Below are 19511 nucleotides of genomic sequence, written 5' to 3'. Positions count from 1 at the left end.
TGTGGGAGCCAGCCTGCTGGCGATAGCGGCAGGACAGGCAATAAAAATCCCCCGGGCTGAAAAGCGCCGGGGGATTTTTTATGCATGCAATTTTTTACCGCTGATGCACCTGAGTTCCCGCCGCATAAGTCTGCAGCACCGTGCGGTCATCCCCCAGGGTCATCAGCACAAACAACGTCTCGGCAATGTTGTTGGCCTGTTTCAAGCGATAGCTCAGCAGCGGCGTGGCGTTGTAATCCAGCACCAGGAAGTCGGCGTCGGTGCCGGGCTTGAGCGTGCCGATCTTGTCTTCCAGGCGCAGCGCACGAGCGCCGCCCAGGGTGGCCAGGTACAGCGATTTGAACGGGCTCAGTCGCGCGCCTTGCAGCTGCATCACCTTGTAAGCCTCATTCAGCGTCTGCAACAGCGAGAAGCTGGTGCCGCCGCCGACGTCCGTGCCCAGGCCCACGTTCAACTTGTGCTTTTCAGCCATCGGCAGGTTGAACAGGCCGCTGCCCAGGAAGAAGTTCGACGTCGGGCAGAAGGCGATGGCCGAGCCGGTCTCAGCCAGCCGTGCGCACTCGTCGTCGCACAGGTGCACGCCATGAGCGAACACCGAACGCTCGCCCAGCAGTTGGTAATGGTCGTAGACGTCGAGGTAGCCCTTGCGCTCCGGGAACAGCTCCTTGACCCACTCGACTTCCTTGAGGTTTTCGCTGATGTGGGTCTGCATGTACAGGTCAGGGTATTCGCCGAGCAACTGGCCAGCGAGGGTCAGTTGCTCCGGGGTGCTGGTCGGTGCAAAGCGTGGCGTCACCGCGTAGTGCAGGCGACCCTTGCCGTGCCAGCGCTCGATCAGCGCCTTGTTCTCGACGTAGCTGGATTCGGCGGTGTCGGTCAGATAGTCCGGGGCATTGCGGTCCATCATCACTTTGCCGGCGATCATGCGCAGGTCCAGCTGCTCGGCGGCTTCGAAGAACGAGTTCACCGATTGCGGATGCACGCTGCCAAATACCAGGGCGGTGGTGGTGCCGTTGCGCAGCAGTTCCTTGATGAAAATGTCCGCGACTTCGTCGGCGTGGGCCTTGTCGGCGAACTGGCTTTCGCAGGGGAAGGTGTAGGTGTTAAGCCAGTCCAGCAACTGCTCGCCGTAGGCACCGACCATGCCGGTTTGCGGGAAGTGGATGTGGGTGTCGATGAAACCTGGGGTGATCAGGGCGTCCTGATAATGGTTGATCTCGATGTCCGCCGGCAGGGTCGGCAGCAGGTCGCTGGCGTGGCCAAGGGCGCTGATCTGGCCGTTGTCCACCACCAGCAGGCCGTCTTCGAAATACTCATAAGAGGCTTCGATGCCAACTTCGGCGGGGTCGGCGATGCTGTGCAAAATGGCGGCGCGGTAGGCTTTGCGAGTCAAAGGCATGTGTATTTCTCAGCTGGAGGCTTGGCTGCGACGTGAAGCGGGCAGCAGTTTGGCAATCGATGATCCGGCGCTGGCAGTCTGCTGGCCGAAACTGGCGTTGTACGTGGCGATGATTTCGCCGGCGATGGAGATGGCGATTTCAACAGGCAGTTTGCCTTTGACTTCACCAATGCCCATCGGGCAGCGCATGCGTTGCAGCACGGCGCTGTCGAAGCCGCGGTCGCGCAGGCGGTGTTCGAATTTCACCCGTTTGGTCTTCGAACCGATCAGGCCGAAGTAGGTGAAATCGTTGCGCTTGAGTAAGGCGGCGGTGAGTTCGAGGTCGAGCTGGTGGTTGTGGGTCATGACGATGCAATAACTGCCAGCGGGCAGGTTATCGATTTCATCCACAGGCTCTTCGCTGACGATCTTGCGCACGCCGTGGGGGATCTGCTCGGGGAATTCCGATTCCCGCGAGTCGATCCAGCGCACCCGGCAGGGCAGGCTGGCAAGCAGCGGTACCAGCGCACGGCCGACGTGGCCGGCACCGAACACGGCGATCTGGGCCTGCACCTGGCCCATCGGCTCGAACAGCAACACGGTGACGCCGCCGCAGCATTGGCCCAGGCTGGCGCCCAGGCTGAAGCGCTCCAGATGGGTGTCCTGCCGGCCGCTGGCGAGCATCTCGCGTGCGATCTGCATGGCCTTGTATTCCAGGTGCCCGCCACCGATGGTGTCGAAAGACTGGTTGGCGCTGATGACCATTTTCGAGCCGGCGTTACGCGGAGTCGAGCCGAGTTCTTCGATGATGGTGACCAGCACGCAGGGCTCACCCTGGTGTTGCAGGTCGGCGAGGGCGTCGATCCAGTTGTACATGTTTCACCTCAAGCTCTTTGGTGTCTGTTCGACCGTCATCGCTAGCAGGCTAGCTCCCACAGGTTTTTCTGTTGTTCACAAAATCTGGATTCAGTACAGAATCCTGTGTGAGCCAGCCTGCTGGCTAAATCGCTAGCAGGCTAGCTCCCACAGGTTTTTCTGGTGTTCACAGAATCTGGATCCAGTACAAAATCCTGTCTGAGCCAGCCTGCTGGCTAAATCGCTAGCAAGCTAGCTCCCACAGGTTTTCTGGTGTTCACAAAATCTGGATTCAGTACAGAATCCTGTGTGAGCCAGCCTGCTGGCTAAATCGCTAGCAAGCTAGCTCCCACAAGTTTTTCTGATGTTCACAAAATCTGGATTCAGTACAAAATCCTGTGGGAGCCAGCCTGCTGGCGATTAGCCGCGCCTCGGTTTAAAGCGAAGCCAGCTCGGCCTCTGCTTCAACCGCTTTCGCCGCCTTCAACTGCCGCATCTGCTCACAGCCCCACAACACCCGCTCCGGGGTCGCCGGTGCGTCGATTTGCGGTTGATGCCTGTAGTCACCCAAGCTCGCTACGGCATCCTTGATCGCGCACCAGGCCGCAATGCCGAGCATGAACGGCGGCTCACCGACTGCCTTGGAATGGAACACCGTGTCTTCCGGGTTCTTGCGGTTTTCCACCAGCTTCACCCGCAGGTCCAGCGGCATGTCCGCCACCGCCGGGATCTTGTAGCTGGCCGGGCCGTTGGTCATCAGCTTGCCCTTGTTGTTCCACACCAGCTCCTCCATGGTCAGCCACCCCATGCCCTGGATGAAACCACCCTCGACCTGGCCGATGTCGATGGCCGGGTTCAGCGAGGCGCCGACGTCGTGAAGGATGTCGGTGCGCAGCATCTTGTACTCGCCGGTCAGGGTGTCGATGATCACTTCGCAGCAGGCAGCGCCGAAGGCGAAGTAGTAGAACGGCCGACCCCGGGCCTGACTGCGGTCGTAGAAGATTTTCGGGGTCTTGTAGAACCCGGTACTCGACAGCGATACCTGGGCGAAGTACGCCTGCTGGATCAAGGCTTCGAACGTCAGGATATGGTCGCGTACCCGCACGTGGCCGTTGTGGAATTCCACGTCCTCTTCGCTGACCTTGTACTGGCGCGCGGCGAATTCCACCAGGCGTTTCTTGATGATTTCGGCAGCGTTCTGCGCGGCCTTGCCGTTCAGGTCGGCACCACTGGAAGCAGCGGTCGGCGAGGTGTTCGGCACCTTGTCGGTATTGGTTGCGGTGATCTGCACCCGGTCCATTTCCACTTGGAACACTTCGGCCACCACCTGCGCAACCTTGGTGTTCAAACCCTGGCCCATTTCAGTACCGCCATGGTTCAGGTGAATGCTGCCATCGGTGTAGATGTGGATCAGCGCACCGGCCTGGTTGAGGAAGCTGGCGGTGAAGGAAATGCCGAATTTCACCGGGGTCAGCGCCAGGCCTTTTTTCAGGATCGGGCTGTTGGCGTTGTAGCGCCGGATCGCTTCACGGCGTTCGGCGTACTGACTGCTTTCTTCCAGTTCAGCGGTCATTTCCTCGAGCATGTTGTGCTCGACGGTCTGGTAGTAATGAGTGACGTTACGCTCGGTCTTGCCGTAGTAGTTGGCCTTGCGCACCGCCAGCGGGTCGAGGCCCAGGTGCCGGGCAATCGCGTCCATGACTTCTTCGATCGCGACCATCCCTTGCGGGCCGCCGAAACCACGGTAAGCGGTGTTGGAGGCGGTGTTGGTCTTGCAGCGATGACCGTTGATGGTCGCATCGCCCAGGTAATACGAGTTGTCGGCATGGAACATCGCCCGGTCGACAATCGAGGCCGAAAGGTCCGGCGAGCAGCCGCAGTTGCCGGCCAGTTCCAGGGCGATGCCATGCAGGCGCCCGGTGCTATCGAAGCCCACGTCGTATTCGACATAAAACGGGTGACGCTTGCCGGTCATCAGCATGTCTTCGACCCGCGGCAGGCGCATCTTGGTCGGCTGGCCGGTCAGGTGGGCGACCACCGCGCACAGGCACGCAGGGCTCGCCGCCTGGGTTTCCTTGCCACCAAAGCCGCCGCCCATCCGGCGCATGTCGACCACGATCTTGTTCATCGACACGTCCAGCACCTCAGCCACCAGTTTCTGCACTTCGGTGGGGTTCTGGGTCGAGCAGTAGACGATCATCCCGCCGTCTTCGGTCGGCATCACCGAGGAGATCTGGGTTTCGAGGTAAAAGTGCTCCTGGCCGCCGATGTGCAGCGTGCCCTGGATGCGATGTTCGGCGCTGGCCAGCGCAGTGGTTGAATCGCCGCGTTGATGGGTGTGACTGTCGAGTACAAAGTGGCGCTTGCGCAGGGCCTCGACCACGTCCAGCACCGGCTCGAGGTCTTCGTATTCGATGATCGCCGCCATGGCCGCCTTGCGCGCGGTTTCCAGGTCCCGGGCCGCCACGGCGAGCACCGGTTGGCCGACGAACTGCACGTCATCGATGGCCAGCAAGGGATCACCCGGCAGCAACGGGCCGATGTCTTTGAGCCCCGGCACGTCTTCGTGGGTGATGGCGATGCGCACGCCTTCGAAGGCATAGCAGGGGCGGGTATCAATGCTGATGATTTTCGCGTGGGCACGGTCCGACAGCCGCGCATAGAGGTGCAGCTGGTTGGGAAACTCCAGGCGGTCGTCGATGTACTGCGCTTCACCGGACACATGCTTGGCGGCGCTGTCGTGCTTGACGCTGCGGCCGACGCCGGTGGTCAGGTCCTTGGCGAACAGTTCAGCCAGTTCGGCTTGGGTCTTCTCTACAGCGTGATGATTAGACATAAGCGGTCACCCGAGTCTCGATGTGCGGTGTTTGCAGTTCGATAAAGTATTTGCGCAGCAGGTTTTGCGCGCTGAGCAGGCGGTATTCCTTGCTGGCGCGGAAGTCCGAGAGCGGGGTGAAATCCTGTGCCAGGGCCGCGCAGGCGCGTTCCACCGTGGCGTGGTTGAACGGCGCGCCGAGCAACACGGTTTCGCAGTGACTGGCCCGTTTCGTAATCGCCGCCATGCCACCGAATGCCACGCGGGCGTCGGCGATCACACCGTTTTCAATGCGCAGGTTGAACGCGGCGCAGACTGCGGAAATATCATCGTCCAGGCGCTTGGAAACCTTGTAGGCGCGGAACAGCTGTTCAGCGCTGGCACGCGGGATGATGATCTTCTCGATGAACTCGCTTTCCTGCCGCGCAGTCACGCGGTAGTCGATGAAATAATCTTCCAGGGCCAGGGTGCGGCGGGTTTCGCCCTTGCACAGGACGATCTGCGCGCCCAAAGCGATCAGCAGCGGCGGCGAGTCGCCAATCGGCGAAGCATTACCAATGTTGCCGCCCAGCGTGCCCTGGTTGCGGATCTGCAATGAAGCGAAGCGTTGCAGCAATTCACCGAAGTCCGGGTACTCGGCCTTCAAGGCTTCGTAGCAGTCCGACAGGGCGGTGGCGGCGCCGATTTCCAGGCGATCGTCGAAGCGTTCGATGCGCTTCATCTCCGCGACGTTGCCGACGTAGATCATCACCGGCAGGGTGCGGTGGAATTGTGTCACTTCCAGCGCCAGGTCAGTGCCGCCAGCCAGCAGTCGGGCCTGTGGATAAGCATCATAGAGGTCGGCCAGGTCGGCCACGGTCAGCGGTACCAGGCAGCGTTTGTCGCCGCTGTTGAGTTCGCCGATATCGGTCGGCGCGATGGCTTTCAGGCGGGTAATGGTCTCGGCTTCGCGGGCATCGAACTGGTCCGCGGGCTTGCCGCAGCAGGACTGCTCGGCGGCCTCCAGGATCGGCCGATAGCCGGTGCAGCGGCAGAGGTTGCCGGCCAGCGCTTCGTGGGCCTTGTGCGAGTCGGGTTGATCGCTGTTCTTCTGCAGGGCAAACAACGACATCACGAAGCCCGGGGTACAGAAGCCGCACTGCGAACCATGGCATTCGACCATGGCCTTCTGCACGCTGTGCAGCTCGCCCTGATGCTTGAGGTCTTCGACGCTGATCAACTGCTTGCCGTGCAGGGACGAGACGAACGTCAGGCACGAGTTGAGGCTGCGGTAACGAATGTGCTCGCGGCCAGCGTCGTCCGTCTTCAGTTCGCCGACCACCACGGTGCAGGCGCCGCAGTCACCGCTGGCGCAGCCTTCTTTGGTGCCGGGTTTGCCCACATGGTCGCGCAGATAATTGAGCACGGTCAGGTTCGGGTCCAGGGCGTGCTCACTACGGAGTTCCTGGTTTAGTAAAAACTGGATCACGGAAGGCCTCGCAGACTCATTATTGTTGTTAACCGCTTTGCACCGAATTTATCAGGTCTGACTTTTCGGTCAATGATTTTCTGACCTAAAGGTCAGGAAATAGCAATTTGGCGATCAACAACGCGTTCCATCAGTATTGACCCTTGCGGGGCGCCTGGTTTGTTTCGGGATTTTTGTTTGGTTTTTTTTTAACAATCCTGCGTGAATCGTGCCAAAAACCGCCGGGTGGGCACTCCGCCATGACCCCTCATGTGCGCTACACTGCGCCGCCTGTGCAGATCGAAAGAGTTTGAAGGACAATCATGACGTTCAAGGCGCCGGACAGCCTCGCCGAGCAAATTGCTCACCACCTCGCCGAACGCATCATTCGCGGTGAAATGAAGCCCGGGGAGCGGATCCAGGAACAGAAGGTCACCCTGGCCCTCAATGTCAGTCGCGGGTCAGTCCGCGAGGCGCTGCTGATCCTCGAGCGCCGCCACCTGATCGCGATCCTGCCGCGGCGGGGCGCGCACGTCACCGAATTGACCGCGCACAAGGTGCAGAGCCTGTGCACGCTGATGTGCGAGCTGTACATCCTGCTCGGCAATGCCGTGGCAACCGGCTGGCAGGTCCAGGCGGACATGGCGCCGTTCGTGCAGATCCAGCAGCGCCTGGCCGACAGTTACGAGCGCCAGGACATCCGCACCTTCGTCGATGACAGTTTTAACGTCATGCGCGCGGCGTATCCCTTCGCCAACAACCCGTACCTGCAGGAAACCGTCGAGAACCTGCAACCGGCCATGAGCCGCGCCTATTTCCTTGCCCTGGACCAACGCAAAGCGTCGATGAGCGAGTTCCTGGAACTGTTCGAACGCCTGCTCGCTGCGGTACTGGCCCGGGACTTCCCGCTGATCCGCACGGTGCTGACGGCCTATGCCCAGCGCAGCAGCGATCTGGTGGTTTCCGCCCTGACGGACGCTTAAGCGTGCGGCTCAAGTGCATCAAGCTGGCGGGGTTCAAATCCTTCGTCGACCCGACCACCGTCAACTTCCCGAGCAACATGGCGGCCGTGGTCGGGCCCAACGGTTGCGGCAAGTCGAACATCATCGACGCCGTACGCTGGGTGATGGGCGAGAGCTCGGCCAAGAATTTGCGCGGCGAGTCGATGACCGACGTCATCTTCAATGGCTCCACCAGCCGCAAACCGGTCAGCCAGGCCAGCATCGAACTGGTATTCGACAACTCCGATGGCACCTTGCTGGGCGAGTACGCCGCCTATGCGGAAATATCCATTCGCCGCAAAGTCACCCGCGACAGCCAGACCACCTACTACCTCAACGGCACCAAGTGCCGGCGTCGCGACATCACCGACATCTTCCTCGGTACCGGCCTGGGGCCGCGCAGCTACTCGATCATCGAGCAGGGGATGATCTCCAAGCTGATCGAGTCCAAGCCCGAGGACCTGCGCAACTTTATTGAAGAAGCCGCGGGCATCTCCAAGTACAAGGAGCGCCGGCGCGAGACCGAAAACCGCATCCGTCGCACCCACGAAAACCTCGAGCGCCTGACCGACCTGCGCGAAGAGCTCACCCGTCAACTCGAACGCTTGCACCGCCAGGCCGAGTCGGCCGAGAAGTACCAGGAACTCAAGGGCGAGGAGCGTCAGCTCAAGGCGCAATTGTCGGCCCTGCGCTGGCAGGCGTTAAATGACCAGGTGGGGCAGCGCGAAGCCATTATCGGCACCCAGGAAATCACCTTCGAGGCGCTGGTCGCCGAGCAGCGCAATGCCGATGCGAGCATCGAGCGCTTGCGTGACGGGCACCACGACCTGTCCGAACGCTTCAACCTGGTGCAGGGACGCTTCTATTCCGTCGGCGGCGACATCGCCCGCGTCGAGCAGAGCATCCAGCACGGCCAGCAGCGACTGCGCCAGTTGCAGGACGATCTCAAAGAAGCCGAACGCGCACGCCTGGAGACTGAATCGCACCTGGGGCACGACCGCACGCTGCTGCTGACCCTCGGCGAAGAGCTGGACATGCTTACCCCGGAACAGGAAGTCACCAGCGCGGCCGCCGAAGAGGCCGCCGCAGCCCTGGAAGAATCCGAAACCACCATGCATGGCTGGCAGGAGCAGTGGGACACGTTCAACCTGACCGCTGCCGAGCCGCGGCGCCAGGCCGAAGTGCAGCAGTCGCGCATCCAGCAGCTGGAAACCAGCATGGAGCGCCTGGCCGACCGGCAGAAGCGCCTGGGTGAAGAGCGCGCGTTGCTTTCAGCCGACCCGGAAGACGCCGCGATCATGGAGCTCAGCGAACAGCTGGCGGCCAGCGAGGCGACCCAGGAAGACTTGCAGGCCAGCGAAGAAGCCCAGGTCGAACGCCTGGAGCAGTTGCGCCAGGAGCTGCAGCAGGCGCTGTCGGCGCAGCAGCAGGCCCAGGGTGATCTGCAGCGGCTCAACGGTCGCCTGGCGTCCCTGGAAGCCCTGCAGCAGGCCGCGCTCGATCCGGGTACCGGCACCGCCGAATGGTTACGTGAACAGCACCTGGCCGACCGCCCGCGCCTGGCCGAAGGCCTCAAGGTTGAAGCAGGCTGGGAGCTGGCGGTAGAGACCGTACTGGGTGCCGACCTGCAAGCCGTGCTGGTGGATGATTTCAGCGACTACGACCTGGCCGGTTTCGCCCAGGGCGACCTGCGCCTGCTGAGCCCGGCCAGCGATGGCCTGCGCGTACCCGGCAGCCTGCTGGACAAGGTCGAGGCGCAAATAGACCTGGCACCCTGGCTGGGGCAGGTCAAGCCGGTCGACAGCCTCGAACAGGCCCTGGCACTGCGCGGTCAGTTGAGCGCCGGCGAAAGCCTGATCAGTCGCGATGGTTATTGGGTCGGCCGGCATTTCCTGCGTGTGCGCCGGGCCAGCGAAGCCGAAAGCGGTGTGCTGGCGCGGGGCCAGGAAATCCAGAACCTTGGCCTTGAGCGCGAAGAGCGCGAAGCCACGGTCGAGACCCTGGAAACCCAGCTGCAGAATCTGCGGGCGCAACAGCGGCAGCAGGAAAACGGCCGCGAACATTTGCGTCGCCTGTTGCAGGACGAAGCGCGCCAGCAAGGCGAATTAAAAGCCCAGTTGTCCGCCGGCAAAGCCAAGGCCGAGCAGCTGTCATTGCGTCGCACCCGGCTCGACGAAGAACTCACCGAGCTGGCCGAACAGCGCGCCCTGGAACACGAAAACATCGGCGAGGCGCGCCTGCAGTTGCAGGAAGCCCTCGACAGCATGGCGCTCGATACCGAGCAGCGCGAGTTGCTGCTGGCGCAACGGGACAGCCTGCGCGAGCGCCTCGATCGAGTGCGCCAGGAAGCCCGCCAGCACAAGGACCACGCGCACCAGCTGGCCGTGCGCCTCGGCTCGCTCAAGGCGCAGCACGACTCCACGCGCCAGGCTCTGGAGCGCCTGGAGATGCAGTCCGAGCGCCTGACCGAGAAGCGCGAGCAACTGAGCCTCAATCTGGAGGAGGGCGAGGCACCGCTGGAAGAGCTGCGCCTCAAGCTCGAAGAACTGCTCGACAAACGCATGACCGTCGACGAAGAACTCAAGACCGCGCAGATCGCCCTGGAAGATGCCGACCGCGAATTGCGCGACGCGGAAAAACGCCGCAGCCAGGCCGAGCAGCAGTCGCAGCTGATTCGCAGCCAGCTGGAAACCCAGCGCATGGAATGGCAGGCCCTGACCGTGCGCCGCACCTCCTTGCAGGACCAACTGCTGGAGGACGGCTACGACCTGCACGGCGTGCTCGCCACCCTCACGGCCGAGGCCAGCGAGAAGGACGCCGAGGAAGAACTCGAGCGCATTGCCGCGCGCATTCAACGCCTGGGCGCGATCAACCTCGCAGCCATCGACGAGTACACCCAACAGTCCGAGCGCAAACGTTATCTGGATGCGCAGAACGACGATCTGGTGGAAGCGCTGGACACCCTCGAAAACGTCATTCGCAAGATCGACAAGGAAACCCGTAACCGCTTCAAAGATACCTTTGATCAGATCAATGGCGGATTACAGGCACTTTTCCCAAAAGTTTTCGGTGGAGGGCGCGCCTATTTGGAACTGACGGGCGAAGATCTACTCGATACAGGGGTGACGATCATGGCGCAGCCGCCCGGAAAGAAGAACAGCACCATCCATTTGCTCTCCGGCGGTGAAAAAGCCCTGACTGCACTGGCCCTGGTTTTTGCGATCTTCAAGTTGAATCCGGCGCCGTTCTGCATGCTTGATGAGGTCGACGCTCCACTGGATGACGCTAACGTTGGACGCTACGCCCGACTGGTCAAGGAAATGTCGCAGACGGTGCAGTTCATCTACATCACCCACAACAAGATCGCCATGGAAATGGCCGATCAACTGATGGGGGTGACGATGCACGAGCCGGGCTGCTCCAGGCTGGTGGCAGTGGATGTCGAGGAAGCGATGGCGATCGTGGATGCCTGAGGCGAACTTGCAGAAAGGGGATTGCAGGTGCGAATGACGTGTTCGAGGGCCTTGAGTTACAGCTAATTCGACATATTCGCACTGGGCGGGAAGACAGACGGTGTAAAGTTGCCTTTGGTCGTGCTAGTTTAATATCAATTTTTCGTATACGTGGGCAAAACGCCTGTCAGAACATAGAGTTGGCGCCACGTTTTAAAGCGGTTTGCGAGTTGTAAACCCCTTATTTTTCAGCATTTTTTATAGAGGCACGGGATTACATGGAAATCGGTCTGCGCGAGTGGCTGATCGTCATCGGCATCATTGTCATTGCCGGTATTCTTTTTGATGGCTGGCGCCGTATGCGCGGCGGCAAGGGAAAACTGAAATTCCGTCTTGACCGAAATTTATCCAATCTGCCGGACGAGGACACCAGCGCCGAGCTGTTGGGCCCGCCCCGCGTCCTGGACACCCATAAGGAGCCGCAGCTGGACGAGCATGATCTGCCGTCGGTGAGCATGCCGGCCCGTGACGCCCGTGAATCGGGTGCCAAGCGTGGCAAGCGTGGCCACGGCGAGCCGTCCCAGGGCGACCTGAACCTCAACCTCGACCTGGACGGCGGCCCGAGCTTCAGCAGCCGTGACGACGATTTCCCGGACGACACCAAGCCTGCGCACTCCAGCAGCGAGCGGGATCAGCCGCAAGCCGAGGAAGTGCTGGTGATCAGCGTGATCTGCCGTGACGCGGCCGGTTTCAAAGGCCCGGCGCTGCTGCAGAACATTCTTGAAAGCGGTCTGCGCTTCGGCGAAATGGATATCTTCCACCGCCACGAAAGCATGGCTGGCAACGGTGAAGTGCTGTTCTCCATGGCCAACGCCGTGAAGCCGGGGGTGTTTGACCTGGACGATATCGATCACTTCAGCACTCCGGCGGTCAGCTTCTTCCTCGGCCTGCCAGGCCCGCGTCATCCGAAGCAGGCCTTCGAAGTGATGGTGGCGGCGGCGCGCAAGCTGTCCCAGGAATTGAACGGCGAATTGAAAGACGACCAGCGCAGTGTGCTGACCGCCCAGACGATCGAGCATTACCGTCAGCGCATCGTGGAATTCGAACGTCGTGCGCTGACTCAGAAACGATAGAGGCAAAAAGATCGCAGCCTCGTTTTACTCGACAGCTCCTACGCAGATCGCATGTTTCCCGTAGGAGCTGTCGAGTAAAACGAGGCTGCGATCCTTTGATCCAGATAAGATTGAGCAGCCTAGGCTGCTCTTTTGCTTTATGAGAGAACACCCATGACCGCCGCCAAAACCCGCATTCTAGAGCTGCGCACCGAGCTCGATCAGCACAACTATCGCTATCACGTGATGGATGAGCCGAGCATTCCGGACGCGGAGTACGATCGCCTGTTCCACGAGCTCAAGGCCCTCGAAGCCGCGCATCCGGAACTGGTCACCAGCGACTCGCCCACCCAGCGCGTTGGCAGCGCGGCATTGTCGGCGTTTACCCAGGTGCGTCATGAAGTGCCGATGCTCAGCCTCGGTAACGCCTTCGAAGAAACCGACATGCGCGAGTTTGATCGTCGGGTCACCGAAGGTCTGGACCTGCCGGTCGGTGACCTGCTGGGCGGCGGTGCGGCGGTCGAATATAGCTGTGAGCCGAAGCTCGATGGCCTGGCGGTCAGCCTGTTGTATCAGGATGGCGTACTGGTGCGCGGCGCGACGCGTGGCGACGGTACGACCGGTGAAGACATCAGCGTCAACGTGCGCACCGTGCGCAACATCCCGCTCAAGCTGCAAGGCAGCGGCTGGCCGGCGACCCTGGAAGTGCGCGGCGAAGTGTTCATGTCCAAAGCCGGCTTCGAGCGGCTCAACGCCACGCAGCTGGAAGTCGGCGGCAAGACCTTCGCCAACCCGCGCAATGCCGCCGCCGGCAGCTTGCGTCAGCTGGATTCGAAGATCACCGCCAACCGTCCGCTGGAATTCTGCTGTTATGGCATCGGCCAGGTCTCGGCCGACATCGCCGACACCCACATCGGCAACCTCAAGCAGCTGCAACAATGGGGCATGCCAATCAGCCGCGAGCTGAAGCTGGCCCACGGTATCGACGAATGCCTGGATTACTACCGCGACATCGGCGAACGTCGCAACAGCCTGGCTTACGAAATCGACGGCGTGGTGTTCAAGGTCAACAGCATCGCCTCCCAGCGCGAGCTGGGCTTCCGTGCGCGCGAGCCGCGCTGGGCCATCGCGCACAAATTCCCGGCGATGGAAGAACTCACCGAATTGCTCGACGTCGAGTTCCAGGTCGGACGCACCGGCGCGGTCACCCCGGTGGCGCGCTTGAAACCGGTCAAGGTCGCGGGTGTCACCGTGGCCAATGCGACCTTGCACAACATGGACGAAGTCGCGCGACTGGGGCTGATGATCGGCGATACCGTGATCATCCGCCGCGCGGGCGATGTGATCCCGCAAGTGGTGCAAGTCGTCACCGAGCGCCGCCCCGAAAATGCCCGGGCGGTGCAGATTCCCGAGCAGTGCCCGGTGTGTGGCTCGCACGTCGAGCGCACCCAACTGGTCAAGCGCAGCAAGGGCCGCGAAACGGTCAGCGAGGGCGCGGTGTATCGCTGCGTCGGTCGCCTGGCCTGTGGCGCACAACTCAAGCAGGCGATCATCCACTTCGTCTCGCGCCGTGCCATGGACATCGAAGGCCTGGGCGACAAGAGCGTCGAGCAGTTGGTCGACGAAGGGCTGGTGAGCTCGCCAGCGGATCTGTATGCCCTCAAGTTCGAGGACATCGTCGACCTCGAAGGCTTTGCCGAGCTGTCGAGCAAAAAACTCCTCAGCGCCATAGAAGACAGCAAGAAACCGAGCCTGGCGCGCTTCATCTACGCCCTCGGGATTCCCGATGTCGGCGAAGAGACGGCCAAGGTCCTGGCGCGCTCCCTGGGTTCGCTGGAGCGCGTGCAGCAAGCCTTGCCGCAAGTGCTCACGTACTTGCCGGACGTCGGCCTGGAAGTGGCACACGAGATCCACAGCTTCTTCGAGGACGCGCACAACCGCCAGGTCATCGCCGAATTGCTCAAGCACGGCCTGGAGATTCAGGACCAGGGCGAACTGGGCGCCGAATTCTCCGCCAGCACCACCCTGGGCGGGTTCCTCGACAAGCTGCACATCCCCTCGGTCGGCCCGGGCGGCGCACAGAAGCTGGCAGACAAGTTCGGCTCTCTGGAAGCGGTGATGAATGCCGACTGGCTGGACATGCGCCAGGCCTTGCCGGAGAAGCAGGCGAACGCGGTGCGGGAGTTTTTTGCCATTGAAGACAATCGCCAGCGCGCGTTGAAGGCCGAGGCGCAGTTGACCGAGTTCGGCATGCACTGGCTGAGCGAGAAAAAAGTCGTTGAAGGCTTGCCGCTGGCCGGGCAAACCTGGGTCCTGACCGGTTCGCTGGAACTGATGAGCCGCGACGTGGCCAAGGACAAGCTGGAAAGCCTGGGCGCCAAGGTCGCAGGCTCGGTATCGGCCAAGACCCATTGCGTGGTGGCAGGACCGGGTGCCGGTTCGAAACTGGCCAAGGCCAACGAGCTGGGGCTCAAGGTGCTGGACGAAGAGGCGTTTGTCGGGTTCCTGAAAGACCACGGCGTCCCGACCTGACAAACAGGATCAAAAGATCGTCCGATCGCGGCCCGAGCCTTCCGGCAGCTCCTACAGGGCGCTCACACCACCCCCGTAGGAGCTGCCGGAAGGCTCGGGCCGCGATCGGACGATCTTTTGATCCACCCAACAAACTCCGGGAACGATATCCCAGCCCCAATGATCTAGTCTTGGCCAGCCCCAGGGAGAGATCGCCATGTACCGCTTCTTCGAACAGCTCAGTTCCCGCATCGCCGCACCTTTTATCAACGAGACGTCCCGCAACAGCAAGGTCTGGCAGTGCCGCTGCGGGCAGTCGCTGTTCTTCAGCAACAGCCAGTGCCTGGCCTGCTCCGCAATGCTGGGCTATCAGCCGGAAAAAAGCCGCCTGTCCTCCCTGCAACCCGGCCCGCAGCCCGACACCTGGCTGCTCGACGCCGAGCCCGAGGCAGGGCTGTTCCGTCGTTGCGCCAACCTCGACTCCCCAGCCGCCTGCAACTGGCTGCTGCCGGCCGATGACCACAACGCGCTGTGCATCGCCTGCAGCCTCAACCACACCATCCCGGACCTGGCCATCACCGAGAACCACGAACGCTGGCGCAAGGTCGAGACGGCCAAGCGCCGCCTGGTGGCGCAACTGGTCAGCCTGGGGTTGCAGGTGATTCCCAAGACAGTCGACGAAGAAACCGGTCTGGCATTCGATTTCATCGGCGTCGATCTCGAAGGGCAGGCGCCCACCACCGGGCACGCCAACGGCCTGATCACCCTGGACATCAAGGAAGCCGACGACGCCCATCGGGAAAAAATCCGGGTGCAGATGCACGAACCTTATCGCACGCTGCTCGGCCACTTCCGCCACGAGGTCGGTCATTACTACTGGGACCGCCTGATCGCCAACAGCCACTGGCTGGAGCCGTTTCGCAATCTGTTCGGCGACGATCGCGCCAGCTACGCCGAGGCGCTCGATCGTCATTACCAGCAGGGCGCCCCCCTGGACTGGCAGCAACACTGCGTCAGCGCCTACGCCACCATGCACCCCTGGGAAGACTGGGCCGAAACCTGGGCGCACTACCTGCACATGATGGACGCCGTGGACACCGCATTGGGGTTTGGCATGAGCGCCCGGGAGATGGATTTCGACTACCAGCCATTCCCGCTCGAAACCCTCTACGACCCCCAGCATCCCGGTGGCCCGGCGTTCCTATCCTTCGTCAACGCCTGGATCGAACTCGCCGGCATGCTCAACGAACTGTCACGCAGCATGGGCCAGCCGGATTTCTACCCCTTCGTCCTGCCACCAGCGGTGATCGCCAAGCTGCACTTCATCCACCTGGTGATCCAGGAGGAGGGTGGCAGGGCGGATGAGGTATTGGCTCAAGCATAATTCCCGCAGGTGCTGCCGAAGGCTCGGGCCGCGTTCGGACGATCTTTAAGGGGCCAACGCATGTCATTGACCGGCCTCATATTTTTTTATCCTGTCTAACGGTTGTAACTTCGTCTCAGATAGGTACAATGGCGCGGCTTGCCGACAGGTGAGTGTCGTTATGGTGACCCCATCGGTCCCCCCGCAACGATTACCCGTGAACCTGGTCAGATCCGGAAGGAAGCAGCCACAGCGGGAACATTGTGTGCCGGGGTGTGGCTGATGGGGTTACCACCTATCTAAAAAACCGTTGGAAATCAACGAGTTATCAGTAAGAAAATCTCGAAGTGTGACAGCGTTTAGGTACACCTAAGTGGTGCACCGTAAGCGGCATGTTATCGGCTGCCTGTTGTTTCTCCAACCCTCCCTCTCGTTAATCATTCGCAGCGGCAACGTGCTGCTGGCAGCTAGCCACGGTGGTCACTACTATCTCTGAACCTTTTCGGCGAGATGTAGACATGGCTACAGATGTGAAAAAGACCCTAGAGCAGTTCGTCTCCGAGTACCAGCCGCCCTCAGAATCTGCCTGGATCAATGACTTCGCAATCAGGTGCTTCAGGGATACGGGAGACGGCGATTACATTGCTGCTAGGTTGGCTCTGAAGGCCGGTTTGGCTACACAGGCGATATGGTCTGGGTTACAGGCGGTAGAAAAGTACCTGAAGTGCATGCTGCTTCTTCGCAGGGTCAGCTCAAAGGGGGTCGGGCACAAAATCGCTGAGGGCCTTAAGCTGGTGAATGATCGCTTGGCCTACGACATCGTTTTGCCCGACCATGAGAAGGCAGTCTTCAATCACCTCGCAGAGTCTTGTGGTGATCGATATCTAGTCGCATCACTCCACCTATTCGATCACGAGCTATCAGGGTTAGACGCACTGGTGTGGCGCCTCCGCCAGTACTGCGTTGTGCTTGATGTCGAACACTATAACGACAACCCGTCCGAAGAGGTTTTGTCTAGGGGCCTGGATAAGATCAAGTCGAGACTGGACGGAGAGCCTGTCGGTGGACACCTGGAGCGCGGCGCTCTTGAGAAGATTCTGGCTGACCAGCATCACTGTGCCCATGAAGGTCTTGTCTGGCGTAACGCAATGTTCGGTGGGGGGCAGCCGGTCACCGTATCTGAGAATTTCAACTTCGTAGCGACCAACTCCCCTTTGTACTTGAATCCTCAAATCGTAAGAGCGGTAAGCAAGTTGGTGCAGCTGCCTTACGGGGCCCTGGAAGCGTTCGAAGAGCTCGCGATGCAGCAAGGAAAAGTCTAACAGCTCCGGGGCTATTCGCCGCCATGACGCCCCTGTGGTCTTGCCATCCATCAGTCACGGATTGAACTGATCCGTCTGCCGAGATACTGTTTGTATATACAGTATCTGGTGTGCGGTGCGATGAAAGACGATTAGATCGATGACGGCGGGCTTGAACTGGGCCTCCCCTCTCGCGAGGAAATGCTCAAGCATCAGTGCGATCTGCTGTGTTCTGAATTGGATGTTACGCGACGTGACCTCCGACAAGCCCACATTAACCTTGCCGGACTAATCGTCATGTGGCGCGACTGTTCCACAAAGTTGGCCGTCTTGAAGCTCGAACATGAGCGTCTGCAATGGGCGCTCAGTGACTTATGCCGCAGGGAAACGGAGCAAGAGGCGGCGAAGATGGTCTACGCGTATGGCGACCATTCCAACAGGCAGCAGCAATAGTCGCATTGATGTGTGTGGCTATCTGGATGTTCGGCAAACCACCCAGCAACAGGCTTTTCAAAAGAGGAAGCAGATTAGTGGGTCGTTAACCGTTTAACACCTACAATGAGCCGAATCGAAAATACCGTTAGAGGATTTCATGAAGGCTCTTTTCTTAGGCGCTGGCGCCTCCTACGAATGCGGGATGCCGCTTGTATTTGAGTTTACAAATGGGCTCAGAGCGAACGTCTTAAAAAGACTCGATACAAAGCTCTTCGACTTCCGCAAAGATCCGAGTTTTCGAACTCGTTTCGAGGCCATTCTTTCCGATCCGGATCTTCATTACGAGCAAATGATAGGAGAGCTAGAAGCTCTCCAGCTTAGGCGAGACCCTAGTTCTGAAATTGCACGCTTAACGGCTCTCCAGCTTGTTGATTGCGTGCAAATTCTCTTACTTGAAGATCAGGAGCTCACCACAAAGTTTTTTGCGGAGAAGGCAAAAGACTATTCGGGCATAAAGGCAATGCTAGCCAAGCATCGCTGCCTTCATGTCTTCTCATTGAATCACGATATTAACTTTGAAGAGATTTGTAAGTTTCACGGCGTTCAATGCAGGGATGGCTTCTTTGATCAGGGCGTTGATCGTTACACTAATATTGCCAACTTCAAGTCATTAACGAAGCAACAGCTTGATAATGGCAACCTGAACTTATTCGGCCCAGAAGGTTTGGGGGTAAACCTCATAAAGCTTCACGGGTCCCTAGATATGTTTGCGGTCGAGGATAAGAACCTCTATCTCAAATGTACGCCAACAGCAGAGGCGCCTATTGGTGGCCATGTACAAGAAATTCGCCGGATAGAGAATCATAGCGTTGAGTTGAGTCAGCGAGTTAACTTAAGGACTGTTGGAGAGCTGGATGTCACGGATAAGGATGGTGAAATTCAATTTCTAAGGCGTTCACTGTTATCCGGGGCGCATAAGTTCAAAGGTACTTTTGACCAGATTGCGCCGATCGCTTTCTTCGAAGAGTTTAAGAAAAGGATTGCAGCAATAACTGACCTCGATGTAATCGGTTATGGCTTTGGTGATCATCATGTCAACGAGGTGCTTCGCCAGTGGGCAGAGGCGAGCAACGTATCATTAAATATCTATGACCCTTATCGTAAATCAATCCCTACATTTCTAGACGATGTAGCGGACAGAGTTTGTATTTTTAATTTTGGTCTTACGGAGTATTTTCAGATATTTGATCCGCCGAAGAAAAGCTTTTTCTCCAGCATCCGCAGTAAAATGCTCGAGAGTGTCAGAGAGAATCTTCGAAAAAGGCGTCTATCCCTATGGCAAGATAGTAGAGATGCTTGAGGGGAATAAGTAATTGCAGTCTAAGTAATGGGGAGGTACTAAGGTTTGCCCTGCCTCTATCTCTTCATTCTCGGCGGAAAGGCATTTTACAAGCTCGCCGAGGCCAGGGAATTTTCAATATCTACCGTTGGCCCCGTCGAATAGCGGCCTGTGAATCTTTGATGCTATATCAGGCACGGCATCGGGAGAATTGCTGAACCCCCGCGCTGAACTCGTGATTGCCTTGGCCGCATAATGGTGTCCGTGATGCCTTGAGCATTCGTGTCCAGCGTTTCCATGGCCGCTATTGCGTTAGCGGCGACACCTCTCACTCCGTTCTCTGAGAGCCACTTGGTGACCTCTTCTATAGCGGCACCTAGTGTGCTGTCTCACAAATAACACTCCTCATGCCTGTGAGGCCATTGCCTCACGGGCTCGCTGTATCTTGTTCAAAATATCTTCCCCCTTGGCGTTCCAGACGTAGCGAGTCGGCTGCGCATTT

Annotated in this window: 11 protein-coding genes, 1 other RNA gene and 1 pseudogene; 8 read left to right on the top strand and 5 right to left on the bottom strand. The window is 59.7% G+C overall.

Features of this window, described 5'->3' with window-relative positions; translation table 11 throughout:
- Positions 1–94: 94 nt before the first annotated feature.
- The 4 genes from guaD to xdhA all read right to left on the bottom strand — a co-directional run bounded on the left by guaD (position 95) and on the right by xdhA (position 6516).
- Positions 95–1399, bottom strand: coding sequence for a guanine deaminase (guaD, locus tag IMW75_RS21740; RefSeq protein WP_205893729.1), 1305 nt, complete (start codon positions 1397–1399; stop codon positions 95–97).
- A gap of 9 nt (positions 1400–1408) precedes the next feature.
- On the bottom strand, positions 1409–2254 hold the full coding sequence (gene xdhC / locus IMW75_RS21735) for a xanthine dehydrogenase accessory protein XdhC (RefSeq protein WP_045060294.1): 846 nt from the start codon (positions 2252–2254) through the stop codon (positions 1409–1411).
- A 415-nt stretch (positions 2255–2669) separates the two neighbouring features.
- Positions 2670–5069: a xanthine dehydrogenase molybdopterin binding subunit gene (gene xdhB / locus IMW75_RS21730; protein ID WP_205893728.1), complete on the bottom strand. Its 2400-nt coding sequence runs from the start codon at positions 5067–5069 to the stop codon at positions 2670–2672.
- Positions 5062–6516, bottom strand: coding sequence for a xanthine dehydrogenase small subunit (xdhA, locus tag IMW75_RS21725; RefSeq protein WP_205893727.1), 1455 nt, complete (start codon positions 6514–6516; stop codon positions 5062–5064). Before xdhA ends, xdhB begins: the two co-directional genes overlap by 8 nt.
- A gap of 302 nt (positions 6517–6818) precedes the next feature.
- Here xdhA and IMW75_RS21720 point away from each other — a divergent pair, with 302 nt between their 5' ends.
- From IMW75_RS21720 to IMW75_RS21685, 8 genes are all read left to right on the top strand, one after another.
- Complete coding sequence (locus IMW75_RS21720; protein ID WP_045060291.1) at positions 6819–7478, top strand: GntR family transcriptional regulator; 660 nt, start codon at positions 6819–6821, stop codon at positions 7476–7478.
- A 2-nt stretch (positions 7479–7480) separates the two neighbouring features.
- A complete protein-coding gene (gene smc / locus IMW75_RS21715; protein WP_205893726.1) occupies positions 7481–10969 on the top strand; it encodes a chromosome segregation protein SMC in 3489 nt (1162 codons plus the stop codon).
- A gap of 257 nt (positions 10970–11226) precedes the next feature.
- Positions 11227–12081, top strand: coding sequence for a cell division protein ZipA (zipA, locus tag IMW75_RS21710; RefSeq protein WP_045060289.1), 855 nt, complete (start codon positions 11227–11229; stop codon positions 12079–12081).
- Between the two features lie 153 nt (positions 12082–12234).
- Positions 12235–14592: an NAD-dependent DNA ligase LigA gene (ligA, locus tag IMW75_RS21705; protein ID WP_045060288.1), complete on the top strand. Its 2358-nt coding sequence runs from the start codon at positions 12235–12237 to the stop codon at positions 14590–14592.
- A 196-nt stretch (positions 14593–14788) separates the two neighbouring features.
- Positions 14789–15955, top strand: a complete 1167-nt coding sequence (locus IMW75_RS21700) for a zinc-binding metallopeptidase family protein (protein WP_205893725.1) — start codon at positions 14789–14791, stop codon at positions 15953–15955.
- Between the two features lie 170 nt (positions 15956–16125).
- An RNA gene (gene ffs / locus IMW75_RS21695) (signal recognition particle sRNA small type) lies at positions 16126–16222 on the top strand.
- Positions 16223–16452: 230 nt separating this feature from the next.
- The gene (locus tag IMW75_RS21690) at positions 16453–17256 is read left to right on the top strand and encodes a HEPN domain-containing protein (protein WP_205893724.1); all 804 of its coding nucleotides are present in this window, start codon (positions 16453–16455) and stop codon (positions 17254–17256) included.
- Between the two features lie 571 nt (positions 17257–17827).
- Positions 17828–19030, top strand: a complete 1203-nt coding sequence (locus tag IMW75_RS21685) for a cytochrome P450 family protein (protein ID WP_205893723.1) — start codon at positions 17828–17830, stop codon at positions 19028–19030.
- Between the two features lie 164 nt (positions 19031–19194).
- On the opposite strand, the pseudogene IMW75_RS27020 reads toward IMW75_RS21685, so the two are convergent.
- A pseudogene (locus tag IMW75_RS27020) lies at positions 19195–19389 on the bottom strand (hypothetical protein); the annotation flags it as partial.
- Positions 19390–19511 lie beyond the last annotated feature (122 nt).

It is taken from the genome of Pseudomonas gregormendelii (assembly GCF_017114825.1).
GTDB classification, from domain to species: domain Bacteria; phylum Pseudomonadota; class Gammaproteobacteria; order Pseudomonadales; family Pseudomonadaceae; genus Aquipseudomonas; species Aquipseudomonas gregormendelii.
The sequence above is the reverse complement of the archived record's forward strand: the minus strand, read 5'-3'. Positions and strand labels throughout refer to the sequence as shown.

What these genes read in the sequence shown, in the direction of transcription:
- xdhC (WP_045060294.1), bottom strand. Translation starts at nt 2,254, where the DNA reads ATGTACAACTGGATCGACGCCCTCGCCGACCTGCAACACCAGGGTGAG.
- IMW75_RS21720 (WP_045060291.1), top strand. Translation starts at nt 6,819, where the DNA reads ATGACGTTCAAGGCGCCGGACAGCCTCGCCGAGCAAATTGCTCACCAC.
- IMW75_RS21700 (WP_205893725.1), top strand. Translation starts at nt 14,789, where the DNA reads ATGTACCGCTTCTTCGAACAGCTCAGTTCCCGCATCGCCGCACCTTTT.
- zipA (WP_045060289.1), top strand. Translation starts at nt 11,227, where the DNA reads ATGGAAATCGGTCTGCGCGAGTGGCTGATCGTCATCGGCATCATTGTC.
- xdhB (WP_205893728.1), bottom strand. Translation starts at nt 5,069, where the DNA reads ATGTCTAATCATCACGCTGTAGAGAAGACCCAAGCCGAACTGGCTGAA.
- guaD (WP_205893729.1), bottom strand. Translation starts at nt 1,399, where the DNA reads ATGCCTTTGACTCGCAAAGCCTACCGCGCCGCCATTTTGCACAGCATC.
- IMW75_RS21685 (WP_205893723.1), top strand. Translation starts at nt 17,828, where the DNA reads ATGAAGGCTCTTTTCTTAGGCGCTGGCGCCTCCTACGAATGCGGGATG.
- ligA (WP_045060288.1), top strand. Translation starts at nt 12,235, where the DNA reads ATGACCGCCGCCAAAACCCGCATTCTAGAGCTGCGCACCGAGCTCGAT.
- IMW75_RS21690 (WP_205893724.1), top strand. Translation starts at nt 16,453, where the DNA reads ATGGCTACAGATGTGAAAAAGACCCTAGAGCAGTTCGTCTCCGAGTAC.